We start from the raw sequence: 19,084 nt of genomic DNA on the forward strand, positions 1-19,084 counted from the left end.
CGAAGCTGGTAGACTCCGCGGCCATTATGATCAGACTATCGAACCTCACTTTACAGCGTGGTCCCCAGCGCCTGCTAGAAGGCGCTGAAATGACCCTGCACGCCGGTCAGAAGGCCGGCCTCATCGGTGCCAACGGCGCCGGTAAATCCAGCCTGTTCGCCATGTTGCGCGGTGAGCTGACGCCCGACTCCGGCGACTGTCAGCTCCCGGCCGACTGGCGCATTGCGCATATGCGCCAGGAGGTTGATACCCTCGACCGGCTGGCGGTCGACTATGTGCTCGACGGCGACGCGCGTCTGCGCAAGGTCCAGGCTGACCTCGCGGCGGCCGAGGCTGCGCACGACGGCACCGCCCTGGCACGCCTGCACATCGAGCTCGATAGCGCTGATGGCTACACCGCCGATGCCCGGGCACGCAAACTGCTGGCCGGCCTGGGCTTCACCAACGACCAGATGGACCGCCGCGTCGGAGACTTTTCCGGTGGCTGGCGGATGCGCCTTAACCTGGCCCAGGCACTGATGTGCCCCTCCGACTTGCTGCTGCTCGATGAGCCCACCAACCACCTGGATCTCGACGCGATCCTCTGGCTCGAAGACTGGCTCAAGGGCTACCCGGGCACGCTGCTGCTGATCTCCCACGACCGCGATTTCCTCGATGCGGTGGTCGATCATGTGGCCCACGTCGAGCAATGCAAGCTGACTCTTTACCGGGGCGGTTACACCGCCTTCGAGCGCACCCGTGCCGAGCGCCTGGCGCAGCAGCAACAGGCCTACGAGAAGCAGCAGGCCCAGCGCGCGCACATGGAAAAGTACATCGCCCGGTTCAAGGCCCAGGCCACCAAGGCCCGTCAGGCGCAGAGCCGGATCAAGGCCCTGGAGCGCATGGAAGAGCTGTCGGCTGCGCATGTGGACTCGCCGTTCGATTTCGTCTTCCGCGAGTCGGAGAAAATCTCCAGCCCGTTGCTCGACCTGTCCGAAGGGCGCCTGGGCTATGGCGACAAGACCATCCTCGAGAAGGTCAAGCTGCAGCTCACGCCGGGCGCACGTATCGGTTTGCTGGGCCCCAACGGTGCGGGCAAATCGACCTTGATCAAGAACCTCGCCGGTGAGCTGGAGCCCCTGAGCGGGCGCCTGGTGCGCGGTGAGAACCTGTCGGTAGGCTACTTTGCCCAGCACCAGCTCGACTCGCTGGACAACAAGGCCAGCCCCTTGCTGCACCTGCAGCGCCTGGCGCCGACCGAGCGTGAGCAGACATTGCGCGATTTCCTCGGTGGCTTCGACTTCCGTGGCGGGCGTATCGACGAGCCGGTGCTGAATTTCTCCGGCGGCGAGAAGGCGCGTCTGGCCCTGGCGTTGATTGCCTGGGAGCGCCCGAACCTGTTGCTGCTCGACGAACCGACCAACCACCTGGACCTGGAAATGCGCCTGGCGCTGACCATGGCCCTGCAGGAGTTCAGCGGTGCGGTGCTGGTGGTTTCCCACGATCGGCACCTGCTCAAGAGCACCACCGACGACTTCCTGCTGGTGGCTGACGGCAAGGTCGAGACCTTTGATGGCGACCTCGACGACTACACCCGCTGGCTGGTCGAGTACCGTCAGCGCAACGCGCCGGTCAGCACCGCACCGGTCAACGCCGACAAGACCGACAAAAAAGCCCAGCGCCAGGCCGCCGCCGCGCTGCGTCAGCAGTTGGCGCCGCACAAGCGTGAGGCCGACAAGCTGGAGCGCGAGCTGGGCACCCTGCATGAGCAGCTGGCGAAAGTCGATGCCAGCCTCGGCGACAGCGCCATTTACGAAGCCGCACGCAAGGATGAGCTGCGCGACCTGCTGGCCCAACAGGCCAAGCTCAAGGTTCGCGAGGCCGAACTGGAAGAAGCCTGGATGGCCGCCCTCGAGCAGCTGGAGACCATGCAGGCGGAGCTGGAGGCGTTGTCTTGATGGCGTCATTGCAATTGCCGGTGCCGCCAGAGTGGATTGCGCCGTTCTGGATGGGGTTGCAGATTCTCCTGATCCTGTGCGCTGCGTTTGTGCTGCAGCGCCTGGTCGGGCGCTGCCTGCGCCGTCTCGGCGAACGGTACCCGTTGCCGCCGGAACTGATGATGCCGGTGCGTGGCGGCCTGCGCTGGTTGATCATGGGCAGCGCGCTGGTGTTCGTTCTGGAGCGCCTGGGTGTCTCTGCCACGGTGCTGTGGACAGCCCTGTCAGGTTTCGTTGCCGTGGCTGCAGTGGCGTTCTTCGCCATGTGGAGTGTGCTGTCGAACCTGTTGTGCGCGGTGCTGATTTTCACCGTCGGCCCGTTTCGTATCGGCGATGTGGTGGAACTGGTCGAGACCATCGACAAGCCCGGGGTGAAGGGGCGGGTGGTCGCGATCAACCTGCTGTTCACTACCCTGATCGAAATGCCGGAAGCGGGCGGTGCGACCGTGCAGGTACCCAACAGCCAGTTTTTCCAGAAGTCGGTGCGGCGCTGGCGCGGTGCCGAGATCGTGCCGCTGGTGGGCGACGAGAAATCAGTCGGCAAGTGATCGGTATCTGAAAAAAAGCGTGGTTATTTTTTCGCCTGCACACTAGCTTAGAGTTTTGTAACAAGTCTTGGCGAGGTGTGTGATGTCGTTGGAAACGTGGTTGGCGTTTTTTGCCGCTTGTTGGGTGATCAGTCTGTCGCCGGGTGCCGGGGCCATTGCCTCGATGTCCTGTGGCCTGCAGTACGGCTTCTGGCGCGGTTACTGGAACGCCCTGGGCCTGCAGCTGGGCCTGGTGCTACAGATTGCGATCATTGCCGCAGGCGTCGGCGCCATCCTCGCCACCTCAGCCACTGCCTTCCATGTGATCAAGTGGTTCGGTGTCGCCTACCTAGTGTACCTGGCGGTCAAACAATGGCGTGCATTGCCGAGCGACCTGAGCGACGAGTCGACCGTGCGGCCTATCGGCAAGCCCCTGAGCCTAGTGTTCCGCGGCTTCCTGGTCAACGTCAGCAACCCCAAGGCGCTGGTCTTCATGCTCGCGGTGCTGCCCCAGTTCATCAACCCGCATGCGCCGTTGCTGCCGCAGTACCTGATCATCACTGCGACCATGGTCACCGTAGACTTGCTGGTCATGGCCGGGTACACCGGGCTGGCGGCGCGGGTATTGCGTTTGCTGCGTACGCCCAAGCAACAGCGGCGCATGAACCGCACTTTCGCCGGCCTGTTCCTGGGCGCAGCGACCCTGCTGGCGACGATCCGCCGCGCACCGGTCTGAATTAAGAGCGTTGCCCAGAGGCAAGAAAGCGACCTTCGGGTCGCTTTTCTTTTGTGCGGATGAAATTGTCACTAAATTTTACTTAGTTTGTTTCACACACCTTGAGCGATGGCCAATGGAAGTGAACAATGCAATACCTCGCATTGTTATTTGAGATTGGCTCATGACTCCCCGTTCCCGCTTGCTCGCCTGGCTACTGTGGCCCCTGTTGGCGCTGAGCAGCACTGTGTCGCTGGCCGACACAGCCGATGACGCTGCCAAAGCACTGCACCTGCTCGACTACATTGGCGCCGACTATCCGGCCACGGTAGCGGCGGGCAAGGTGGTGGATGATGGCGAATACCGTGAGCAGCTGGAGTTCACCGATGTCCTGCAGGGTCTGATCGGCGGTTTGCCGGCCCGTGCCGAGCGCCAGGCGCTGGAGCAGGGCGTGGTCAACCTGCGCCAGGCGATCAGTCAGCATCAGGACGGTGTCAGCGTCGCGCGCATGGCCCGCCAGCTCGGTGCTCAACTTGCAGTGGCCTATGAAGTCAGCCAGGGCCCGCTGATCACCCCGGATCCTACTCGTGGTGCGCCGCTGTACGCGCAGCACTGTTCGGTCTGTCATGGTGACAGCGGTGCCGGTGACGGCCCGGCGGGTGTCGGCCTGGAACCGCCACCGGCCAACCTGCGCAGCAGTGAACGGCTGGCGCGCCTGAGCCTGTACGACCTTTACAACGCTCTGGGGCAAGGGATCGAAGGCACCGACATGCCTTCGTTTGCCGACCAGCTCGACGAGCGCCAGCGCTGGGACCTGGCCACCTATGTCGCCAGTTTCACCGCCGATCCTGCCAAGGCAAAAGGCGACACCCCCTTCAACCTGGCGGATCTGGCACGTCAGACGCCATTGGAGGTTGAGGCGGCGCAAGGCCCGGACGCAGCAGCGCAGTTCCGCGCCCAGCGCGCCCAGCCACCGCAAGTACAGCGGGGCCCTGCGCAACTGCTCGACTACACCGCCAACACCCTGGACAAGAGCCTGGCGGCCTTCCAGAGCGGTGATCACGACCAGGCCTACGATCTGTCTGTGGCGGCTTACCTGGAAGGTTTCGAGCTGGTCGAAAGCTCGCTGGACAACGTCGACGCCAACGTGCGCAAGGACACCGAAAAATCGCTGATGGCGTACCGCCAGGCGCTGCAGGACGGGTTGCCGCTGGAGCAGGTGAAACAGCGCCTGGACGTTGCCAAGGGCAAGCTCAAGGAAGCTGCCGATCTGCTTGGCGGCGATGGCCTGAGCTGGTCGCTGAGCTTCATTTCCGGCCTGCTGATCCTGCTGCGTGAAGGCCTGGAGGCTATCCTTGTGCTGGCGGCGATTCTCGCCTTTCTGCGCAATACCGGGCAGCAGTCGGCGGTGCGCAGCGTCAACATCGGCTGGGGCCTGGCCTTGCTGGCCGGTTTTGGCACCTGGGCGCTGGCCGCCTATGTCATCGACGTTGGTGGCGCCCAGCGCGAGCTGCTCGAGGGCTGTACGGCGCTGTTCGCCAGCGTCATGGTGCTGTGGCTGGGCGTGTGGATGCATGACCGCCGGCATGCGGCGGCCTGGCAGAACTACATCAAGAGCAGCCTGGTGAGCGGCGGCGGGCGATTCGGCTTTGCCCTGCTCGCCTTCTTCTCGGTGTACCGCGAACTGTTCGAAGTGATTCTGTTCTACGAAACCCTGTGGCTGCAGGCCGGGCCTGCTGGCCATCAGGCAGTGCTGGCCGGTGGCGCAACTGCGCTGGTGCTGCTGGTGGGCCTGGCCTGGGTGATTCTGCGTGGCTCGGCGAAGCTGCCGCTGTCGCTGTTCTTCAGCATCAATGCGGCGCTGCTGTGTGCCTTGTCGGTGGTGTTTGCCGGCCATGGTGTCAAAGCATTGCAGGAGGCCGGCGTGTTCGGCACGCGTCCGGTGGCGTTCTTCGACTTCGACTGGCTGGGTATCCACGCCGACGCTTACTCGCTCGCGGCGCAAGTGGTGGCCTTGCTGGCGATCGCGTTCCTGTACGGTCGCAGTTACCTGGCGTCCAGACGTCGGGTGCCGGCAAGCTGATTTGAAGCCAGGCGGGCGAGCAGGGATACTGGTCGCCCGTTTTCGTTGGAAGTGTTTGCTATGCGTGTCTGGATCGATGCCGATGCCTGCCCCAAGGCGGCCAAGGATCAGGTCGTCAAATTTGCCCTCAAGCGCCAGATCGAGGTGGTGCTGGTCGCCGGGCAGAGCCAGATCAAGCCGGCGTTCGCCTGTGTCAGGTTGATCGTCGTGCCCAGCGGGCCGGATGCAGCCGACGATTACCTGGTCGAGCACGCCGTGCCGGGTGAGCTGGTGATCTGCAGTGATGTACCGCTGGCCGACAGGCTGGTCAAGAAGGGCGTTGCCTGCCTTGATCCGCGCGGTCGCGAGTTCGATGAGCGCAACATGGGCGAGCGCCTGGCGGTACGTAACCTGTTCACCGACCTGCGCGAGCAGGGGCAGGTCGGTGGCGGTCAGGCGCCTTATGGCGATCGCGAGAAACAGGCGTTCGCCAATTCCCTCGACCGCATCCTGACGCGGCTGGCGCGCCAGGTTCCCAACTGATCGCTGGCTTGTAGGGGCAACTGTCTGTCACTTGGTTAACTGTGGGAGCTGGCGCTAGCCTGCGATGGGCTGCGTAGCAGCCCCGAGGGCGGAGTTGGCTGAAAAACCTGCGACCGCTGCGCGCTCGATCGCAGGCTGTCGCCAGCTCCTACAGGCTCAGTCTTTTTCGTGGGTCAGTTCCAGCACCCGGTCGACCAGCTTGTAGATACCGCCCGCCGCTTCACTGATCGACTGCGCCAGCATGTAGGCCGGGGTGCTGACCAGTTTGCGCTGGGTGTCTTCGACGATGTCATGCACATCGCATTCTTCATGGGTGCCGCCCATCTTGACGATGGCGGCGCTGGTGTCGGCGTCGTTGCCGATGGTGCAGACCACGCCGGGGCCGTAAATCTTCGCGGCCAGGGCAGGGGAGATGCAGATCAGGCCGACCGGTTTGCCTGCTTCGGCGAAGGCTTCTGCCAGGCTCAGCACGTCCGGGTTGACGGTGCAGGCGGTACCTTCAACGGCAAAGTTGGAGAGGTTTTTAGCCGCGCCGAAACCACCCGGTACGATCAGGGCGTCGAAGTCCTTGGCGTCCGCTTCGCGCAGGTCCTTGATGTTGCCGCGGGCGATGCGCGCCGACTCCACCAGGACGTTGCGCGATTCAGGCATCTCTTCGCCGGTCAGGTGATTGAGCACATGCATCTGCGCGATGTTCGGCGCAAAGCACTGCACCTCGGCACCTCGCTGGTCCAGGCGCAGCAGGGTGATCACGCTTTCGTGGATTTCGGCGCCGTCATAGACACCACAGCCGGAAAGAATCACTGCAACTTTTTTTTTGGTCATGCTCACTACTCCCGAGTCGAGGCGCTAAATGTCCTCTAAATTGGCAGATGTCGCCATAGGGTTTGCCGCATTCCAGGCCTAATCTTGTGCAATAGCCTGGAGATGGATGACCCATGGATCTGATTCTGTTGGCGGTACCGTTCTTCTTTGTCCTGATTGTGGTCGAGTTGCTCGCCGACCGCCTGCGCGGCATGCGCACCTACCGTCTGGCAGATGCGATCAACAGCCTCAGTACCGGGGTGTTGTCGACCACCACGGGCCTGCTGACCAAGGGCGTCGGCCTGGTCACCTACGCGTTGGCCTGGGAGCACCTGGCGCTGTTCAAACTGCCAGGCGACGCAGTGTGGGTGTGGGTACTGGCGTTTGTGCTGTATGACTTGTGTTACTACTGGCTGCACCGCTTCGGGCACGAGCGCAATATCCTCTGGGCTGCGCATTCGGTGCACCACCAGAGCGAGGACTACAACCTTTCCACGGCCTTGCGCCAGACCAGCAGCGGCTTTCTGCTGTCGTGGATCTTCTACCTGCCGCTGGCGGTACTGGGCGTACCGCCGCTGGTGTTCATCACCGTCGCTGCGCTGAACCTGCTCTATCAGTTCTGGGTGCACACCCGTCACATTCCCAAGCTGGGCTGGTTCGAGTGGCTGTTCATTACGCCGTCCAATCATCGCGTGCACCATGCGCAGAATCCTTTGTACTTGGATCGCAACTACGGCGGAGTGTTCATTATCTGGGACCGCCTGTTTGGCACCTTTCAGGAAGAGGACGATAACGAGCCGGTGATCTTTGGCGTGACCACCCCGCTGGCCAGCTGGAATCCGCTGTGGGCCAACCTGCAGTTCTATGCCCAGTTGTGGCATGACGCACGCCATGCCGAGCGCTGGTGGGACAAGGTGCGGATCTGGTTCATGCCGACGGGCTGGCGTCCGGCGGACGTGGCGCAGCGCTTTCCGCAGCCCAAGCAGGACCTGAGTCGCTTCAGCAAGTTCGAGGTGGCACTGGGCTGGCCGCAGCAACTGTACGTGGTGCTGCAGTTTGCGCTGTACGTTGCACTGGGCAGCTACCTGATGGAGCACGCGGAACGCTTGTCGGCTGCCGCCTTGTTGCTGGGCTGGGGGGTGATGGCGTTGGGGTTGTTTACGCTGGGCACTCAGCTGGAAAACCGCCCGTGGGCGTTCAAGTGCGAGCTGCTGCGCTTGGCGCTGAATGTCCCGGCCATGGTGCTGGCCGGGATGAGCGGTTTATGGCCGGTCGCTGCCCTGGCCTGGGTCGCGCTTTTCGTCTACAGCCTGCTCAGCGTGATCGGCCTGTACGGCAGCCGCTTCTTTGCGGGCGATGCGCGCGGCCTTGATGCGGCGGCGCAGCCACAGGCAGCCACCAAGGCCCAGCAGGCCGCCGAGCACCCATAGCTCGTACTTCTTCACGTTACCCAGCAGGCCTTCGAGAATGGCGCCAAAGTGATACGCGGCGGCGCCAAGTGCCAACGCCCAGACCGCCGCACCGATGCCGTTGAGCAGCAGGTAGCGACGCGGCGGGTAGCCGGACAGGCCGATGGCAACCGGCATGACCGTGCGCAAACCGTAAACGAAGCGAAAGCTCAGCACCCAGATGTCCGGATGGCGGCGGATGTGCTCCAGCGCGCGGTCGCCCATCAATTGCCAGCGTGGTTTGCGTGCAAGCAATTTGCGCCCGTGCTTGCGGCCCATGAAGTACCACAACTGGTCACCGGCATAGCTGCCGAAGAAGGCCACCAGGACCACCAGGTTGATATCCATGTATCCGCGGAACGCAAGGAAGCCGGCGAGAACCAGGATGGTCTCACCTTCGAAAAACGTGCCAAGAAAAAGGGCAAAGTAGCCAAAATCTTGAAGGAATTGCTCGAGCATTTTCTGGGTGCTGGCGAAATGAACGCGCAGCCTAACCCTTCGTGGGCTTTGGGGAAAGTGTCTAAATGTGTCTCGACGTGATCATGTCCTACAAGGACAATGGCTGCGTCCTCCAGTCGCAGGGTTGCCCCTGGCTGTCATACAAGCGTCATAATGGCCGCTTATAACTGTCGCGCTCGCCCGCCTGCGCGGGCTCAGGAGTCTGCCGTGAGCTTTACCCCCGCTAACCGTTTGTTTCCTGCCACTCGTCTGCGTCGCAACCGTCGTGACGACTTTTCCCGTCGCCTGGTTCGCGAAAACGTACTGACCGTCGATGACCTGATCCTGCCGGTGTTTGTTCTGGACGGCGAGAACCGCCGCGAAGAAGTCGCCTCCATGCCGGGTGTCGAGCGTCTGAGCATCGACTTGTTGCTGGAAGCTGCACAAGAGTGGGTAAACCTGGGTATCCCGGCGCTGGCCCTGTTCCCGGTGACCCCGACAGAGAAAAAGTCGCTGGATGGCGCCGAAGCGTGGAACCCGGACGGTATCGCCCAGCGTGCCACCCGCGCCCTGCGTGAGCGTTTCCCTGAGCTTGGGGTGATCACCGACGTTGCCCTGGACCCGTTCACCACCCATGGTCAGGACGGCATCCTCGACGAAGAAGGGTACGTGCAGAACGACATCACCGTCGATGCGCTGGTGCGTCAGGCCCTGTCGCACGCCGAGGCCGGTGCCCAGGTGGTAGCCCCTTCAGACATGATGGACGGCCGTATCCAGGCCATCCGTGAGGCACTGGAGCTGGCCGGTCACGTCAACGTGCGTATCATGGCCTACTCGGCCAAGTACGCCAGTGCCTATTACGGCCCGTTCCGCGATGCGGTCGGCTCGGCCCTGAACCTGGGCAAGGCCAACAAGGCGTCCTACCAGATGGACCCGGCCAACAGCCACGAAGCCCTGCATGAAGTGGCGGCGGACCTGGCCGAAGGTGCCGACATGGTCATGGTCAAGCCAGGCATGCCGTATCTGGATATTCTTTATCGGGTCAAGGATGAATTCAAAGTCCCGACCTTTGTCTATCAGGTCAGTGGCGAATATGCCATGCACATGGCGGCGATTCAGAATGGCTGGCTCAGTGAAGGGGTGATCCTGGAATCCCTCACCGCCTTCAAACGGGCAGGAGCCGATGGCATCCTGACCTATTTCGCTGTTCGCGCTGCACAATTGATGAGAGGGCAGTAAGGCCCTTCAGGAACGCCAGATGAATAACGAAGTACTCAGTGATGTCGATATGAAGCAAGCCCAGCCTGTGCCGGAGCAGATGCTCGAAACGCCGCCGGAGCCTGCTGCGGTGCCTGTGCCGGTCAACGAGGTCGAGGCGCCTGCGCCCACCCCGGCACCGGCGGCACCGGCTATCGCTATCCCCGGTCTGGATGACAGCAGCCTGTACATTCACCGCGAGCTGTCCCAGTTGCAGTTCAACATCCGCGTGCTCGAGCAGGCGCTGGATGAGAGCTACCCGTTGCTGGAGCGGCTGAAGTTTCTGCTGATCTTTTCCAGCAACCTGGATGAGTTCTTCGAAATTCGTGTGGCGGGCCTGAAAAAGCAGATTACCTTTGCCCGTGAACAAGCCGGCGCTGATGGCCTGCAACCGCACCAGGCGCTGGCGCGGATCAGTGAGGTGGTACACAGCGAGGTCCATCGCCAGTATGCGATCCTCAACGACGTACTGCTGCCAGAGCTGGAAAAACACCAGATTCGCTTCATCCGTCGCCGGCACTGGAACACCAAGCTCAAGACCTGGGTGCGGCGCTTCTTCCGTGACGAGATCGCGCCGATCATCACCCCGATTGGCCTCGACCCGACGCACCCGTTCCCGTTGCTGGTGAACAAGAGCCTGAACTTCATCGTCGAGCTGGAAGGCGTCGATGCCTTCGGCCGAGATTCGGGTCTGGCGATCATTCCGGCGCCGCGCCTGTTGCCACGGGTAATCAAGGTGCCGGAGGAGGTGGGTGGGCCGGGGGACAACTATGTGTTCCTCTCCTCGATGATCCATGCCCATGCCGACGACCTGTTCCAGGGCATGAAGGTCAAGGGTTGCTATCAGTTCCGCCTGACCCGTAACGCCGACCTGGCGCTGGACTCCGAAGATGTCGAAGACCTGGCCCGGGCCCTGCGTGGCGAGCTGTTCTCGCGTCGCTATGGCGATGCGGTGCGTCTGGAAGTGGCAGACACTTGCCCCAAACACCTGTCGGACTACCTGCTCAAGCAGTTCAGCCTGAGCGAAAGCGAGCTGTACCAGGTCAACGGCCCGGTCAACCTGACCCGTCTGTTCAGCATTACCGGCCTGGATAGTCACCCGGAATTGCAATACACCCCGTTCACACCAGCGATTCCAAAGCTGCTGCAGAACGCCGAGAACATTTTCAGCGTGGTCGGCAAGCAGGACATCCTGCTCATGCACCCGTTCGAGTCGTTCACCCCGGTGGTGGATCTGTTGCGTCAGGCCGCCAAGGACCCGCATGTCCTGGCCGTGCGCCAGACCCTGTACCGCAGTGGTGCCAACTCGGAGATCGTCGACGCGCTGGTCGATGCGGCGCGTAACGGCAAGGAGGTCACCGCAGTGATCGAATTGCGCGCGCGCTTTGATGAAGAGTCCAACCTGCAACTGGCCAGCCGCCTGCAGGCTGCCGGTGCGGTAGTGATCTACGGTGTGGTCGGCTTCAAGACCCACGCCAAGATGATGCTGATCCTGCGCCGCGAAGCCGGCGAGATTGTGCGTTATGCCCACCTGGGTACCGGTAACTACCACGCCGGCAACGCCCGTCTGTACACCGACTACAGCCTGCTGACCTCGGATGACGCCTTGTGCGAAGACGTCGGCAAGCTGTTCAGCCAGTTGATCGGCATGGGCAAGACCCTGCGCATGAAAAAGCTGCTGCACGCGCCGTTCACCCTCAAGAAGGGCATGCTCGACATGATCGCGCGCGAGACCCAGTTTGCCCTTGATGGCAAGCCAGCGCACATCATCGCCAAGTTCAACTCGCTGACTGATCCGAAGATCATCCGCGCCCTGTACAAGGCCAGCCAGTCCGGGGTGCGTATCGATCTGGTGGTGCGCGGCATGTGCTGCCTGCGGCCAGGGATTGCCGGGGTGTCGCACAACATCCAGGTGCGCTCGATCATCGGACGCTTCCTCGAGCACACGCGGGTGTTCTACTTCCTCAATGGCGGTGAAGAGCAGATGTTCCTCTCCAGTGCCGACTGGATGGAGCGCAACCTCGACAAGCGCGTCGAGACCTGCTTCCCGGTCGAGGGCAAGAAGTTGATCCTGCGGGTGAAGAAGGAGTTGGAGGGATACCTGACCGACAACACTCACGCCTGGATCCTGCAGCCGGATGGTCGCTACGTGCGCAGCACACCAACCGGCAACCAGAACCCCCGCAGTGCCCAGGCGACACTGCTCGAGCGTTTGAGCAACCCGGTCCTCAGCGTACGCTGAGGACGAAGCCGACCCGGGTCAGCCACTCGGCCTCCAGGCCGAAGTCGGCCTGGGTCAGCTGGTTCTGCTCCAGCCAGCCGGCCGGGAATTCCACGTCGAGGCTGTCGCCTGCTGCGTGCAGGGTGACTGTCGGCATCTGCTGGGTGCCGCGGATGTGGTGGAACAGGATCGCAAAGCGCAGCAGCACGCACAGGCGGATCAACTTGGCGCCGTCTTCGCCGAACTCGGCAAACTTGTCCTTTGGAATATTGCGGCGGTGGCCACGCACCAGCAGGGCGAGCATTTGCTGGTCTTCGCGGGAGAAGCCGGCCAGGTCCGAGTGCTCGATCAGGTAGGCGCCGTGCTTGTGATAATGATAGTGGGCGATGTCCAGACCCACTTCATGCACCTTTGCAGCCCAGCCGAGCAGCTCGCGCCAGATCCCGTCTTCGAGGTCCCACGCTTTGGCCACCTGGTCGAAGGCGTGCAAGGCCTTGCGCTCTACCCGTGCGGCCTGGCCCTGGTCAACGTGGTAGCGCTCCATCAACGAGCTCAGGGTGCGCTCACGCACGTCTTCATGGTGATGGCGGCCCAGCAGGTCGAACAGTACGCCTTCGCGCAGCGCGCCGTCGCAGTGGTCCATGCGCTGCAGTTCCAGTGCATCGAAAATGGCTTCGAGAATCGCCAGGCCCGCCGGGAAAATCGCCCGGCGGTCAGGTTTGACGCCGTCGAAGTCGATCTTCTCGACATCCCCCAGTTTGAACAGCTTTCGTTTGAGCCAGGCCAGGCCCTCGGCATTGACCTCGCCGTTGCCCATGCCGCCATCTTTCAGGGCCAGGCCGATGGCGCGGATGGTCCCCGAGGAGCCGATGGCCTCGTCCCAGGTCAGGCGGTGCAGGGCGTTTTCGATGCTCATCAGTTCCAGGCGTGCGGCGGTGTAGGCCTGGGCGTAGCGTGCCGGGGTGATCTTGCCGTCACGGAAATAACGCTGGGTAAAGCTGACGCAGCCCATCTGCAGGCTCTCGCGCAGCAACGGCTCGAAACGCTGGCCGATGATGAATTCGGTACTGCCGCCGCCAATGTCGGCGACCAGGCGTTTGCCGGGAGTATCGGCCAAAGTGTGGGAGACGCCCAGGTAGATCAAACGGGCTTCTTCACGGCCGGAAATCACTTCGACCGGGTGACCAAGAATCTCTTCGGCGCGGCGGATGAACTCGCCGCGGTTGCGTGCTTCGCGCAGGGCGTTGGTGCCGACGATGCGCACGGCACCGGCCGGCATGCCGTTGATCAGCTGGGCGAAACGCTTGAGGCAGTCCAGGCCGCGCTGCATGGACTCTTCATTGAGTTGGCGCTCTTCGTTGATGCCGGCGGCCAGCTGAACCTTCTCTCCAAGGCGCTCAAGGATGCGGATCTCGGTATGGTGGGCCTTGGCCACAACCATATGGAAACTGTTGGAGCCCAGGTCGATGGCAGCGATCAAGGACAGATTCTTGGCTGTGGTTTGCGGCATGGTCGTGATTTCTCGTTCGATAACCCGGCAATCCTGCCACGATCCACCGCTGACGCCAACGCGCAGCGTATCAAGGCTTGATATGGGGCAGGTTGATTGAGGAAATATGACTTTCCCGTGACAGCACCGATATGCGCGGTCATGCACAACTATAGTTACACTCAATCGCCTGCGACTTCCTGTAGGGCGTCGGTGCAGCTATGATGGGCCACGTTTTTTTGCTTACGACCTTGGAGACTTCCATGAGCAGCGATCTTATCAAACACGTCACCGACGCCACCTTCGAAGCCGAAGTGCTCAAAGCAGAAGGCCCGGTGCTGGTCGACTACTGGGCTGAATGGTGCGGCCCTTGCAAAATGATCGCTCCGGTTCTGGACGACATCGCCGCTACCTATCAGGGCAAACTGACTGTCGCCAAGCTGAACATCGACGACAACCAGGAAACCCCGGCCAAGCACGGCGTTCGTGGCATCCCGACCCTGATGCTGTTCAAGAACGGCAATGTCGAGGCCACCAAGGTCGGCGCACTGTCCAAGTCTCAGCTGGCAGCCTTCCTGGACGCCAATATCTGAGTCAAAAAAGCCCCGCATTCGCCGGGGCTTTTCTTTATCTGGTGACTAGACGCCAGAAAAAGCAGGTGTTACATTCGGCCTCGCACTGTTTTTTTGGTGCCCTCTGCACGCCGTCGCCGACGCATCCCTAATTCGAATCAGTACGCGATCCTGTCGCCTTCTTTGCGGCGCGGCTTCATTAAGCCAGAAGCTTAATTCCCCCTTCTTACATGATTACGTCATCCCCCTTATGAACCTGACTGAACTCAAGCAAAAGCCGATTACCGATCTGCTCGAAATGGCCGAACAGATGGGCATAGAAAATATGGCCCGTTCGCGCAAGCAAGATGTGATTTTCTCCCTGTTGAAAAAGCATGCGAAAAGCGGCGAGGAAATCTCCGGTGACGGCGTGCTGGAGATTCTCCAGGACGGCTTCGGCTTCCTGCGCTCGGCTGATGCCTCTTACCTGGCCGGCCCGGACGACATCTACGTGTCGCCAAGCCAGATCCGTCGCTTCAACCTGCGTACCGGCGACACCATCGTCGGCAAGATCCGCCCGCCAAAAGAAGGCGAGCGTTACTTCGCCCTGCTGAAAGTCGACACCATCAACTTCGACCGGCCGGAAAACGCGAAGAACAAGATTCTGTTCGAAAACCTGACGCCGCTGTTCCCTAACGAGCGCCTGAAGATGGAAGCCGGTAACGGTTCCACCGAAGACCTCACCGGCCGGGTGATCGACCTCTGCGCCCCGATCGGTAAAGGTCAGCGTGGTTTGATCGTTGCACCGCCAAAAGCGGGCAAGACCATCATGCTGCAGAACATCGCGGCCAACATTACCCGTAACAACCCCGAGTGCCACCTGATCGTTCTGCTGATCGACGAGCGCCCGGAAGAAGTAACCGAAATGCAGCGTACCGTACGCGGCGAAGTGGTTGCCTCGACCTTCGACGAGCCACCAACCCGCCACGTGCAGGTTGCCGAGATGGTCATCGAGAAGGCCAAGCGCCTGGTAGAGCACAAAAAAGACGTCGTCATCCTGCTCGACTCGATCACCCGTCTGGCCCGTGCCTACAACACCGTGATCCCGAGCTCCGGCAAGGTCCTCACCGGTGGTGTCGACGCGCACGCCCTGGAGAAGCCAAAGCGTTTCTTCGGTGCTGCCCGTAACATCGAAGAAGGCGGCTCGCTGACCATCATCGCCACCGCGCTGGTTGAAACCGGCTCGAAGATGGACGAAGTGATCTACGAAGAGTTCAAGGGCACCGGCAACATGGAGCTGCCACTGGACCGCAAGATCGCCGAGAAGCGTGTGTTCCCGGCCATCAACATCAACCGTTCGGGTACCCGTCGCGAAGAGCTGCTGACCGCCGACGACGAGCTGCAGCGCATGTGGATCCTGCGCAAGCTGCTGCACCCGATGGATGAAGTCGCTGCCATCGAGTTCCTGGTCGACAAGCTCAAGCAGACCAAGACCAACGATGAGTTCTTCTTGTCGATGAAACGCAAGTAAACTGTTGCGTTGCGCAAGAGCCGGGGCAACCCGGCTTTTTGCTATCTGTACTTTGGCTATTCTGGCTGGCCGGGTTAGGCGATACACTTTGCACCCCCGACCGGTACGGCGAATACGAGGCTTTTGCATGCAGTATCGCGATTTGCGCGACTTTATCCGTGGCCTGGAACAGCGCGGCGAACTCAAGCGCATCCAGGTTCCGATTTCTCCAGTCCTGGAAATGACTGAAGTCTGCGACCGCACCCTGCGCGCCAAAGGCCCGGCGCTGTTGTTCGAAAAGCCAACAGGCTTCGACATCCCGGTGCTTGGCAACCTGTTTGGCACCCCGGAGCGGGTGGCCATGGGCATGGGCGCCGAGTCGGTCAGCGAGCTGCGTGAGATCGGCAAGCTGCTGGCCTTCCTCAAGGAGCCCGAGCCGCCCAAGGGCCTGAAAGATGCCTGGTCAAAGCTGCCGATCTTCAAGAAGGTCGTGTCGATGGCGCCGAAAGTGGTCAAGGACGCGGCCTGCCACGAAGTGGTCATCGAAGGCGACGACGTTGACCTCGGCATGCTGCCCGTGCAGCACTGCTGGCCGGGCGATGTCGCACCGCTGATCACCTGGGGCCTGACCGTGACCCGCGGTCCGAACAAGGAGCGCCAGAACCTCGGGATCTACCGCCAGCAGGTGATCGGCCGCAACAAGGTCATCATGCGCTGGCTGAGCCACCGCGGCGGCGCCCTGGATTACCGTGAGTGGTGCGAGAAGCACCCGGGCCAGCCGTTCCCGGTCTCCGTGGCGCTGGGCGCTGATCCTGCGACCATTCTCGGCGCCGTGACGCCGGTGCCCGACACCCTGTCCGAATACGCCTTTGCCGGCCTCTTGCGCGGCAACCGCACCGAGTTGGTGAAGTGCCGGGGCAATGACCTGCAGGTGCCGGCCGCGGCCGAGATCATCCTTGAGGGGGTGATTCATCCGGGTGAAATGGCCCCGGAAGGCCCGTACGGTGACCACACCGGTTACTACAACGAGGTCGACAGCTTCCCGGTGTTTACCGTGGAGCGCATCACTCATCGCAAGAACCCGATCTACCACAGCACCTACACCGGCCGTCCGCCGGATGAGCCGGCCATTCTCGGCGTGGCGCTCAACGAAGTGTTCGTGCCGATCCTGCAGAAGCAGTTCCCGGAAATCACCGACTTCTACCTGCCGCCAGAAGGCTGTTCCTACCGTATGGCGGTGGTGACCATGAAGAAGCAGTACCCGGGGCACGCCAAGCGCGTGATGCTCGGTGTCTGGTCGTTTTTGCGACAGTTCATGTACACCAAGTTCGTTATCGTCACCGACGACGATATCAACGCCCGTGACTGGAACGATGTGATCTGGGCGATCACCACGCGCATGGACCCCAAGCGCGACACGGTGATGATCGAAAACACCCCGATCGACTACCTGGACTTCGCTTCGCCGGTGTCCGGCCTGGGCTCGAAGATGGGCCTGGACGCGACGAACAAGTGGCCGGGAGAAACCACCCGTGAATGGGGACGTGTCATCGTCAAGGATGAAGCGGTCACCCGGCGGATCGATGAGCTGTGGCAGCAGTTGGGAATAGACTAAATGCAGGTAACCTTGCAGCCGTCCGGGGCCGTGTTGACGCTCAACCCCGGTGAAAGGATTCTGGATGGGGCGCGACGTCTGGGCTACGACTGCCCGCAGAGCTGTCGCAATGGCAACTGCCATGTCTGTGCCGCCTTGCTGGTCGAAGGGCGGGTGCGTCAGGACGGGCAGGAGCGTGATCATGGCGAGCTGTTCACCTGCATCGCCGAACCACTGGAGGACTGTGTCTTGTTGTGGGATGGCGTGCTCGCCCTGGGCGAGTTGCCGGTGCGGACGCTGGCCTGTCAGTTGAGCGAGTGCGTTGAGGTCGGTGGCGACGTCTGGCGGGTGCGCCTGCGCGCGCCAGCGGGGAAGCCACCGCGTTACCACGCCGGGCAGTACCTGATGATCGAGCGCGATACGGGCGACAAGGCCGCCTTCTCCCTGGCCTCGGCGCCCCATGGCGGTCGTGACCTCGAGCTGCACGTGCTGGCCCGCGAGAACAGTGCGGTCGAACTGATCGCGCAGTTGCAGCGCAACGGCATGGCGCGGCTGGAGATGCCCTTTGGCGATACGCACCTGGCCGAGCTGCCTGATGGCCCGCTGGTACTGATCGCCGCCGGCACCGGTATGGCGCAGATGCACAGCCTGATCGAGCACTGCCGGGCCCAGGGCTTCAAGCATCCGGTGCACCTGTACTGGGGCGTGCGCCTTCCGGAAGACTTTTATCAGATCGAGCACTGGGCGCAGTGGGAACAGTTGCCGAACCTGTACCTGCACAGGGTGGTCAGCGACCTGTGTGGCTGGGAGGGGCGCTGCGGGATGCTGCATGAGGCGGTCTGTGAGGATTTGAAAGACCTGGCAGGTGTGCACGTTTATGCCAGTGGATCACCGAACATGATCTACGCCACGCTGGATGCACTGGTTGAGGCCGGAATGGATGCTCATCAGATGCGCGCCGATGTCTTCGCTTATGCTCCTCGCGGTTGAATGACGGAATAAGGCACGCTGCAATAGCGTGCCGGGTTTAATAACCACTGTTGTTCTTGCCGGGCATAATGCAATTATTATTGCCAGCAGCGCAAATAACTTTCGCTACACTTGAAATAACACCCGGTTGTTTGCGCAAGGCCTTGTTGCAGGGCGCTTCCGGGGTGAGGTGAGGCTTGTGTTCAATACGCAATCTGCCGTACGGTAAGTACACGGATAACGTATTCGTTTACAGTGACTCACTTCAGTAGTTCACGAGGAATTCTGGCGGCAGCTATGTCGGCGATTGAATCTGCATCTTTGAATGTGGCTTATCCTCCGTTGCTCGACTTCGGACAACAACTGTCCCATGAGCAACTTAAACTTTCGGTTCAACACACCATGTCCCTGCACCAGGGTGGACCGGTCTGGTTGTTTGCCTACGGTTCGCTGATCTGGCGCCCGGAGTGCAATGCCGCCGAGCGCCGGCGCGCCAAAGTGCATGGTTATCATCGTGGTCTGTACCTCTGGTCTCACGAGCATCGTGGTACGCCGGAGTGCCCGGGCCTGGTGTTCGGCCTCGACCGGGGCGGTTCGTGCGGCGGTTTTGCCTATCGTCTGCCGGACGAATGCCTGGAGGACTCGTTGCTGGCCCTGTGGCAGCGCGAGATGCCGTATCCGGCCTACCGGCCACACTGGCTGACCTGCCGCCTCGATGATGGCAGCAAGGTGCAGGCACTGGGCTTCGTGCTGGAACGGCACCTGCCGTGTTATGCCGGTAACCTGCCGGATGATCTGCTCAGCCAGATATTCGCCAATGCCAAGGGGCGCTACGGCAGTACCCGCGATTACGTCGAACAGACACTCAATGCCCTGCGCAGCCATGCCATGCCCGACCGGAACCTTGAAGCGCGGTTTCGCCGTTGCCATTTCCAGGGGAAGGTTTGACGCTGTAGTAATGAGAATTGTTATTTGGTAAG

15 protein-coding genes and 1 pseudogene are annotated in these 19,084 nt (G+C 61.7%); 13 read left to right on the plus strand and 3 right to left on the minus strand.

From position 1 onward, the window contains the following. Positions 1–26: 26 nt before the first annotated feature. The 5 genes from I5S59_RS04060 (at position 27) to I5S59_RS04080 (ending at position 5,823) form a co-directional block, all read left to right on the plus strand. Entirely contained in the window at positions 27–1,937 is a 1,911-nt protein-coding gene (locus tag I5S59_RS04060; RefSeq protein ID WP_197875495.1) for an ATP-binding cassette domain-containing protein, read from the plus strand. Beyond that, positions 1,937–2,524, plus strand: a complete 588-nt coding sequence (locus I5S59_RS04065) for a mechanosensitive ion channel family protein (protein WP_128321844.1) — start codon at positions 1,937–1,939, stop codon at positions 2,522–2,524. The genes I5S59_RS04060 and I5S59_RS04065 overlap by 1 nt, the downstream gene beginning before the upstream one ends. 82 nt (positions 2,525–2,606) lie before the next feature. Next, the gene (locus I5S59_RS04070) at positions 2,607–3,239 is read left to right on the plus strand and encodes a LysE family transporter (protein WP_128321843.1); all 633 of its coding nucleotides are present in this window, start codon (positions 2,607–2,609) and stop codon (positions 3,237–3,239) included. Positions 3,240–3,402: 163 nt separating this feature from the next. Then, a complete protein-coding gene (locus tag I5S59_RS04075; protein ID WP_197875496.1) occupies positions 3,403–5,301 on the plus strand; it encodes a cytochrome c/FTR1 family iron permease in 1,899 nt (632 codons plus the stop codon). Between the two features lie 60 nt (positions 5,302–5,361). Next, positions 5,362–5,823, plus strand: coding sequence for a YaiI/YqxD family protein (locus I5S59_RS04080; RefSeq protein ID WP_197875497.1), 462 nt, complete (start codon positions 5,362–5,364; stop codon positions 5,821–5,823). Positions 5,824–5,979: 156 nt separating this feature from the next. On the opposite strand, the gene elbB is transcribed toward I5S59_RS04080, so the two are convergent. Next, positions 5,980–6,648, minus strand: coding sequence for an isoprenoid biosynthesis glyoxalase ElbB (gene elbB, locus I5S59_RS04085; RefSeq protein WP_197875498.1), 669 nt, complete (start codon positions 6,646–6,648; stop codon positions 5,980–5,982). Positions 6,649–6,839: 191 nt separating this feature from the next. Between elbB and I5S59_RS26415 the strand changes: the two are divergent. After that, a pseudogene (locus tag I5S59_RS26415) lies at positions 6,840–7,388 on the plus strand (sterol desaturase family protein); the annotation flags it as partial. Positions 7,389–7,889: 501 nt separating this feature from the next. Here the strand turns inward: I5S59_RS26415 and I5S59_RS04095 are convergent. Next, positions 7,890–8,534: a DedA family protein gene (locus I5S59_RS04095; RefSeq protein ID WP_197875499.1), complete on the minus strand. Its 645-nt coding sequence runs from the start codon at positions 8,532–8,534 to the stop codon at positions 7,890–7,892. A 207-nt stretch (positions 8,535–8,741) separates the two neighbouring features. Here I5S59_RS04095 and hemB point away from each other — a divergent pair, with 207 nt between their 5' ends. Both hemB and ppk1 read left to right on the plus strand, forming a co-directional pair. Further along, complete coding sequence (gene hemB / locus I5S59_RS04100) at positions 8,742–9,752, plus strand: porphobilinogen synthase (RefSeq protein ID WP_197875500.1); 1,011 nt, start codon at positions 8,742–8,744, stop codon at positions 9,750–9,752. Positions 9,753–9,771: 19 nt separating this feature from the next. Beyond that, entirely contained in the window at positions 9,772–12,012 is a 2,241-nt protein-coding gene (gene ppk1 / locus I5S59_RS04105) for a polyphosphate kinase 1 (protein ID WP_197875501.1), read from the plus strand. On the opposite strand, the gene ppx is transcribed toward ppk1, so the two are convergent. After that, on the minus strand, positions 11,999–13,501 hold the full coding sequence (gene ppx, locus I5S59_RS04110; RefSeq protein WP_197875502.1) for an exopolyphosphatase: 1,503 nt from the start codon (positions 13,499–13,501) through the stop codon (positions 11,999–12,001). The two genes, ppk1 and ppx, sit on opposite strands and share 14 nt — an antisense overlap. Before the next feature lie 242 nt (positions 13,502–13,743). Between ppx and trxA the strand changes: the two genes are divergently transcribed. The 5 genes from trxA (at position 13,744) to I5S59_RS04135 (ending at position 19,052) form a co-directional block, all read left to right on the plus strand. Continuing rightward, positions 13,744–14,073, plus strand: a complete 330-nt coding sequence (gene trxA, locus I5S59_RS04115) for a thioredoxin TrxA (RefSeq protein ID WP_045201042.1) — start codon at positions 13,744–13,746, stop codon at positions 14,071–14,073. A 229-nt stretch (positions 14,074–14,302) separates the two neighbouring features. Then, the gene (rho, locus tag I5S59_RS04120; RefSeq protein WP_010221159.1) at positions 14,303–15,562 is read left to right on the plus strand and encodes a transcription termination factor Rho; all 1,260 of its coding nucleotides are present in this window, start codon (positions 14,303–14,305) and stop codon (positions 15,560–15,562) included. A 127-nt stretch (positions 15,563–15,689) separates the two neighbouring features. Then, positions 15,690–17,156, plus strand: coding sequence for a 4-hydroxy-3-polyprenylbenzoate decarboxylase (ubiD, locus tag I5S59_RS04125; RefSeq protein WP_197875503.1), 1,467 nt, complete (start codon positions 15,690–15,692; stop codon positions 17,154–17,156). After that, positions 17,157–18,125 carry a CDP-6-deoxy-delta-3,4-glucoseen reductase gene (locus I5S59_RS04130; protein ID WP_197875504.1) on the plus strand — a complete coding sequence of 323 codons (969 nt, stop codon included), beginning with the start codon at positions 17,157–17,159 and terminating at the stop codon, positions 18,123–18,125. Between the two features lie 276 nt (positions 18,126–18,401). Beyond that, positions 18,402–19,052, plus strand: a complete 651-nt coding sequence (locus I5S59_RS04135) for a gamma-glutamylcyclotransferase (protein ID WP_197875505.1) — start codon at positions 18,402–18,404, stop codon at positions 19,050–19,052. Positions 19,053–19,084 lie beyond the last annotated feature (32 nt).

It is taken from the genome of Pseudomonas alkylphenolica (assembly GCF_016009175.1).
GTDB classification, from domain to species: domain Bacteria; phylum Pseudomonadota; class Gammaproteobacteria; order Pseudomonadales; family Pseudomonadaceae; genus Aquipseudomonas; species Aquipseudomonas alkylphenolica_B.

What these genes read in the sequence shown, in the direction of transcription:
- I5S59_RS04060 (WP_197875495.1), top strand. Translation starts at nt 27, where the DNA reads ATGATCAGACTATCGAACCTCACTTTACAGCGTGGTCCCCAGCGCCTG.
- I5S59_RS04065 (WP_128321844.1), top strand. Translation starts at nt 1,937, where the DNA reads ATGGCGTCATTGCAATTGCCGGTGCCGCCAGAGTGGATTGCGCCGTTC.
- I5S59_RS04070 (WP_128321843.1), top strand. Translation starts at nt 2,607, where the DNA reads ATGTCGTTGGAAACGTGGTTGGCGTTTTTTGCCGCTTGTTGGGTGATC.
- I5S59_RS04075 (WP_197875496.1), top strand. Translation starts at nt 3,403, where the DNA reads ATGACTCCCCGTTCCCGCTTGCTCGCCTGGCTACTGTGGCCCCTGTTG.
- I5S59_RS04080 (WP_197875497.1), top strand. Translation starts at nt 5,362, where the DNA reads ATGCGTGTCTGGATCGATGCCGATGCCTGCCCCAAGGCGGCCAAGGAT.
- elbB (WP_197875498.1), bottom strand. Translation starts at nt 6,648, where the DNA reads ATGACCAAAAAAAAAGTTGCAGTGATTCTTTCCGGCTGTGGTGTCTAT.
- I5S59_RS04095 (WP_197875499.1), bottom strand. Translation starts at nt 8,534, where the DNA reads ATGCTCGAGCAATTCCTTCAAGATTTTGGCTACTTTGCCCTTTTTCTT.
- ppk1 (WP_197875501.1), top strand. Translation starts at nt 9,772, where the DNA reads ATGAATAACGAAGTACTCAGTGATGTCGATATGAAGCAAGCCCAGCCT.
- ppx (WP_197875502.1), bottom strand. Translation starts at nt 13,501, where the DNA reads ATGCCGCAAACCACAGCCAAGAATCTGTCCTTGATCGCTGCCATCGAC.
- trxA (WP_045201042.1), top strand. Translation starts at nt 13,744, where the DNA reads ATGAGCAGCGATCTTATCAAACACGTCACCGACGCCACCTTCGAAGCC.
- rho (WP_010221159.1), top strand. Translation starts at nt 14,303, where the DNA reads ATGAACCTGACTGAACTCAAGCAAAAGCCGATTACCGATCTGCTCGAA.
- ubiD (WP_197875503.1), top strand. Translation starts at nt 15,690, where the DNA reads ATGCAGTATCGCGATTTGCGCGACTTTATCCGTGGCCTGGAACAGCGC.
- I5S59_RS04130 (WP_197875504.1), top strand. Translation starts at nt 17,157, where the DNA reads ATGCAGGTAACCTTGCAGCCGTCCGGGGCCGTGTTGACGCTCAACCCC.
- I5S59_RS04135 (WP_197875505.1), top strand. Translation starts at nt 18,402, where the DNA reads ATGTCGGCGATTGAATCTGCATCTTTGAATGTGGCTTATCCTCCGTTG.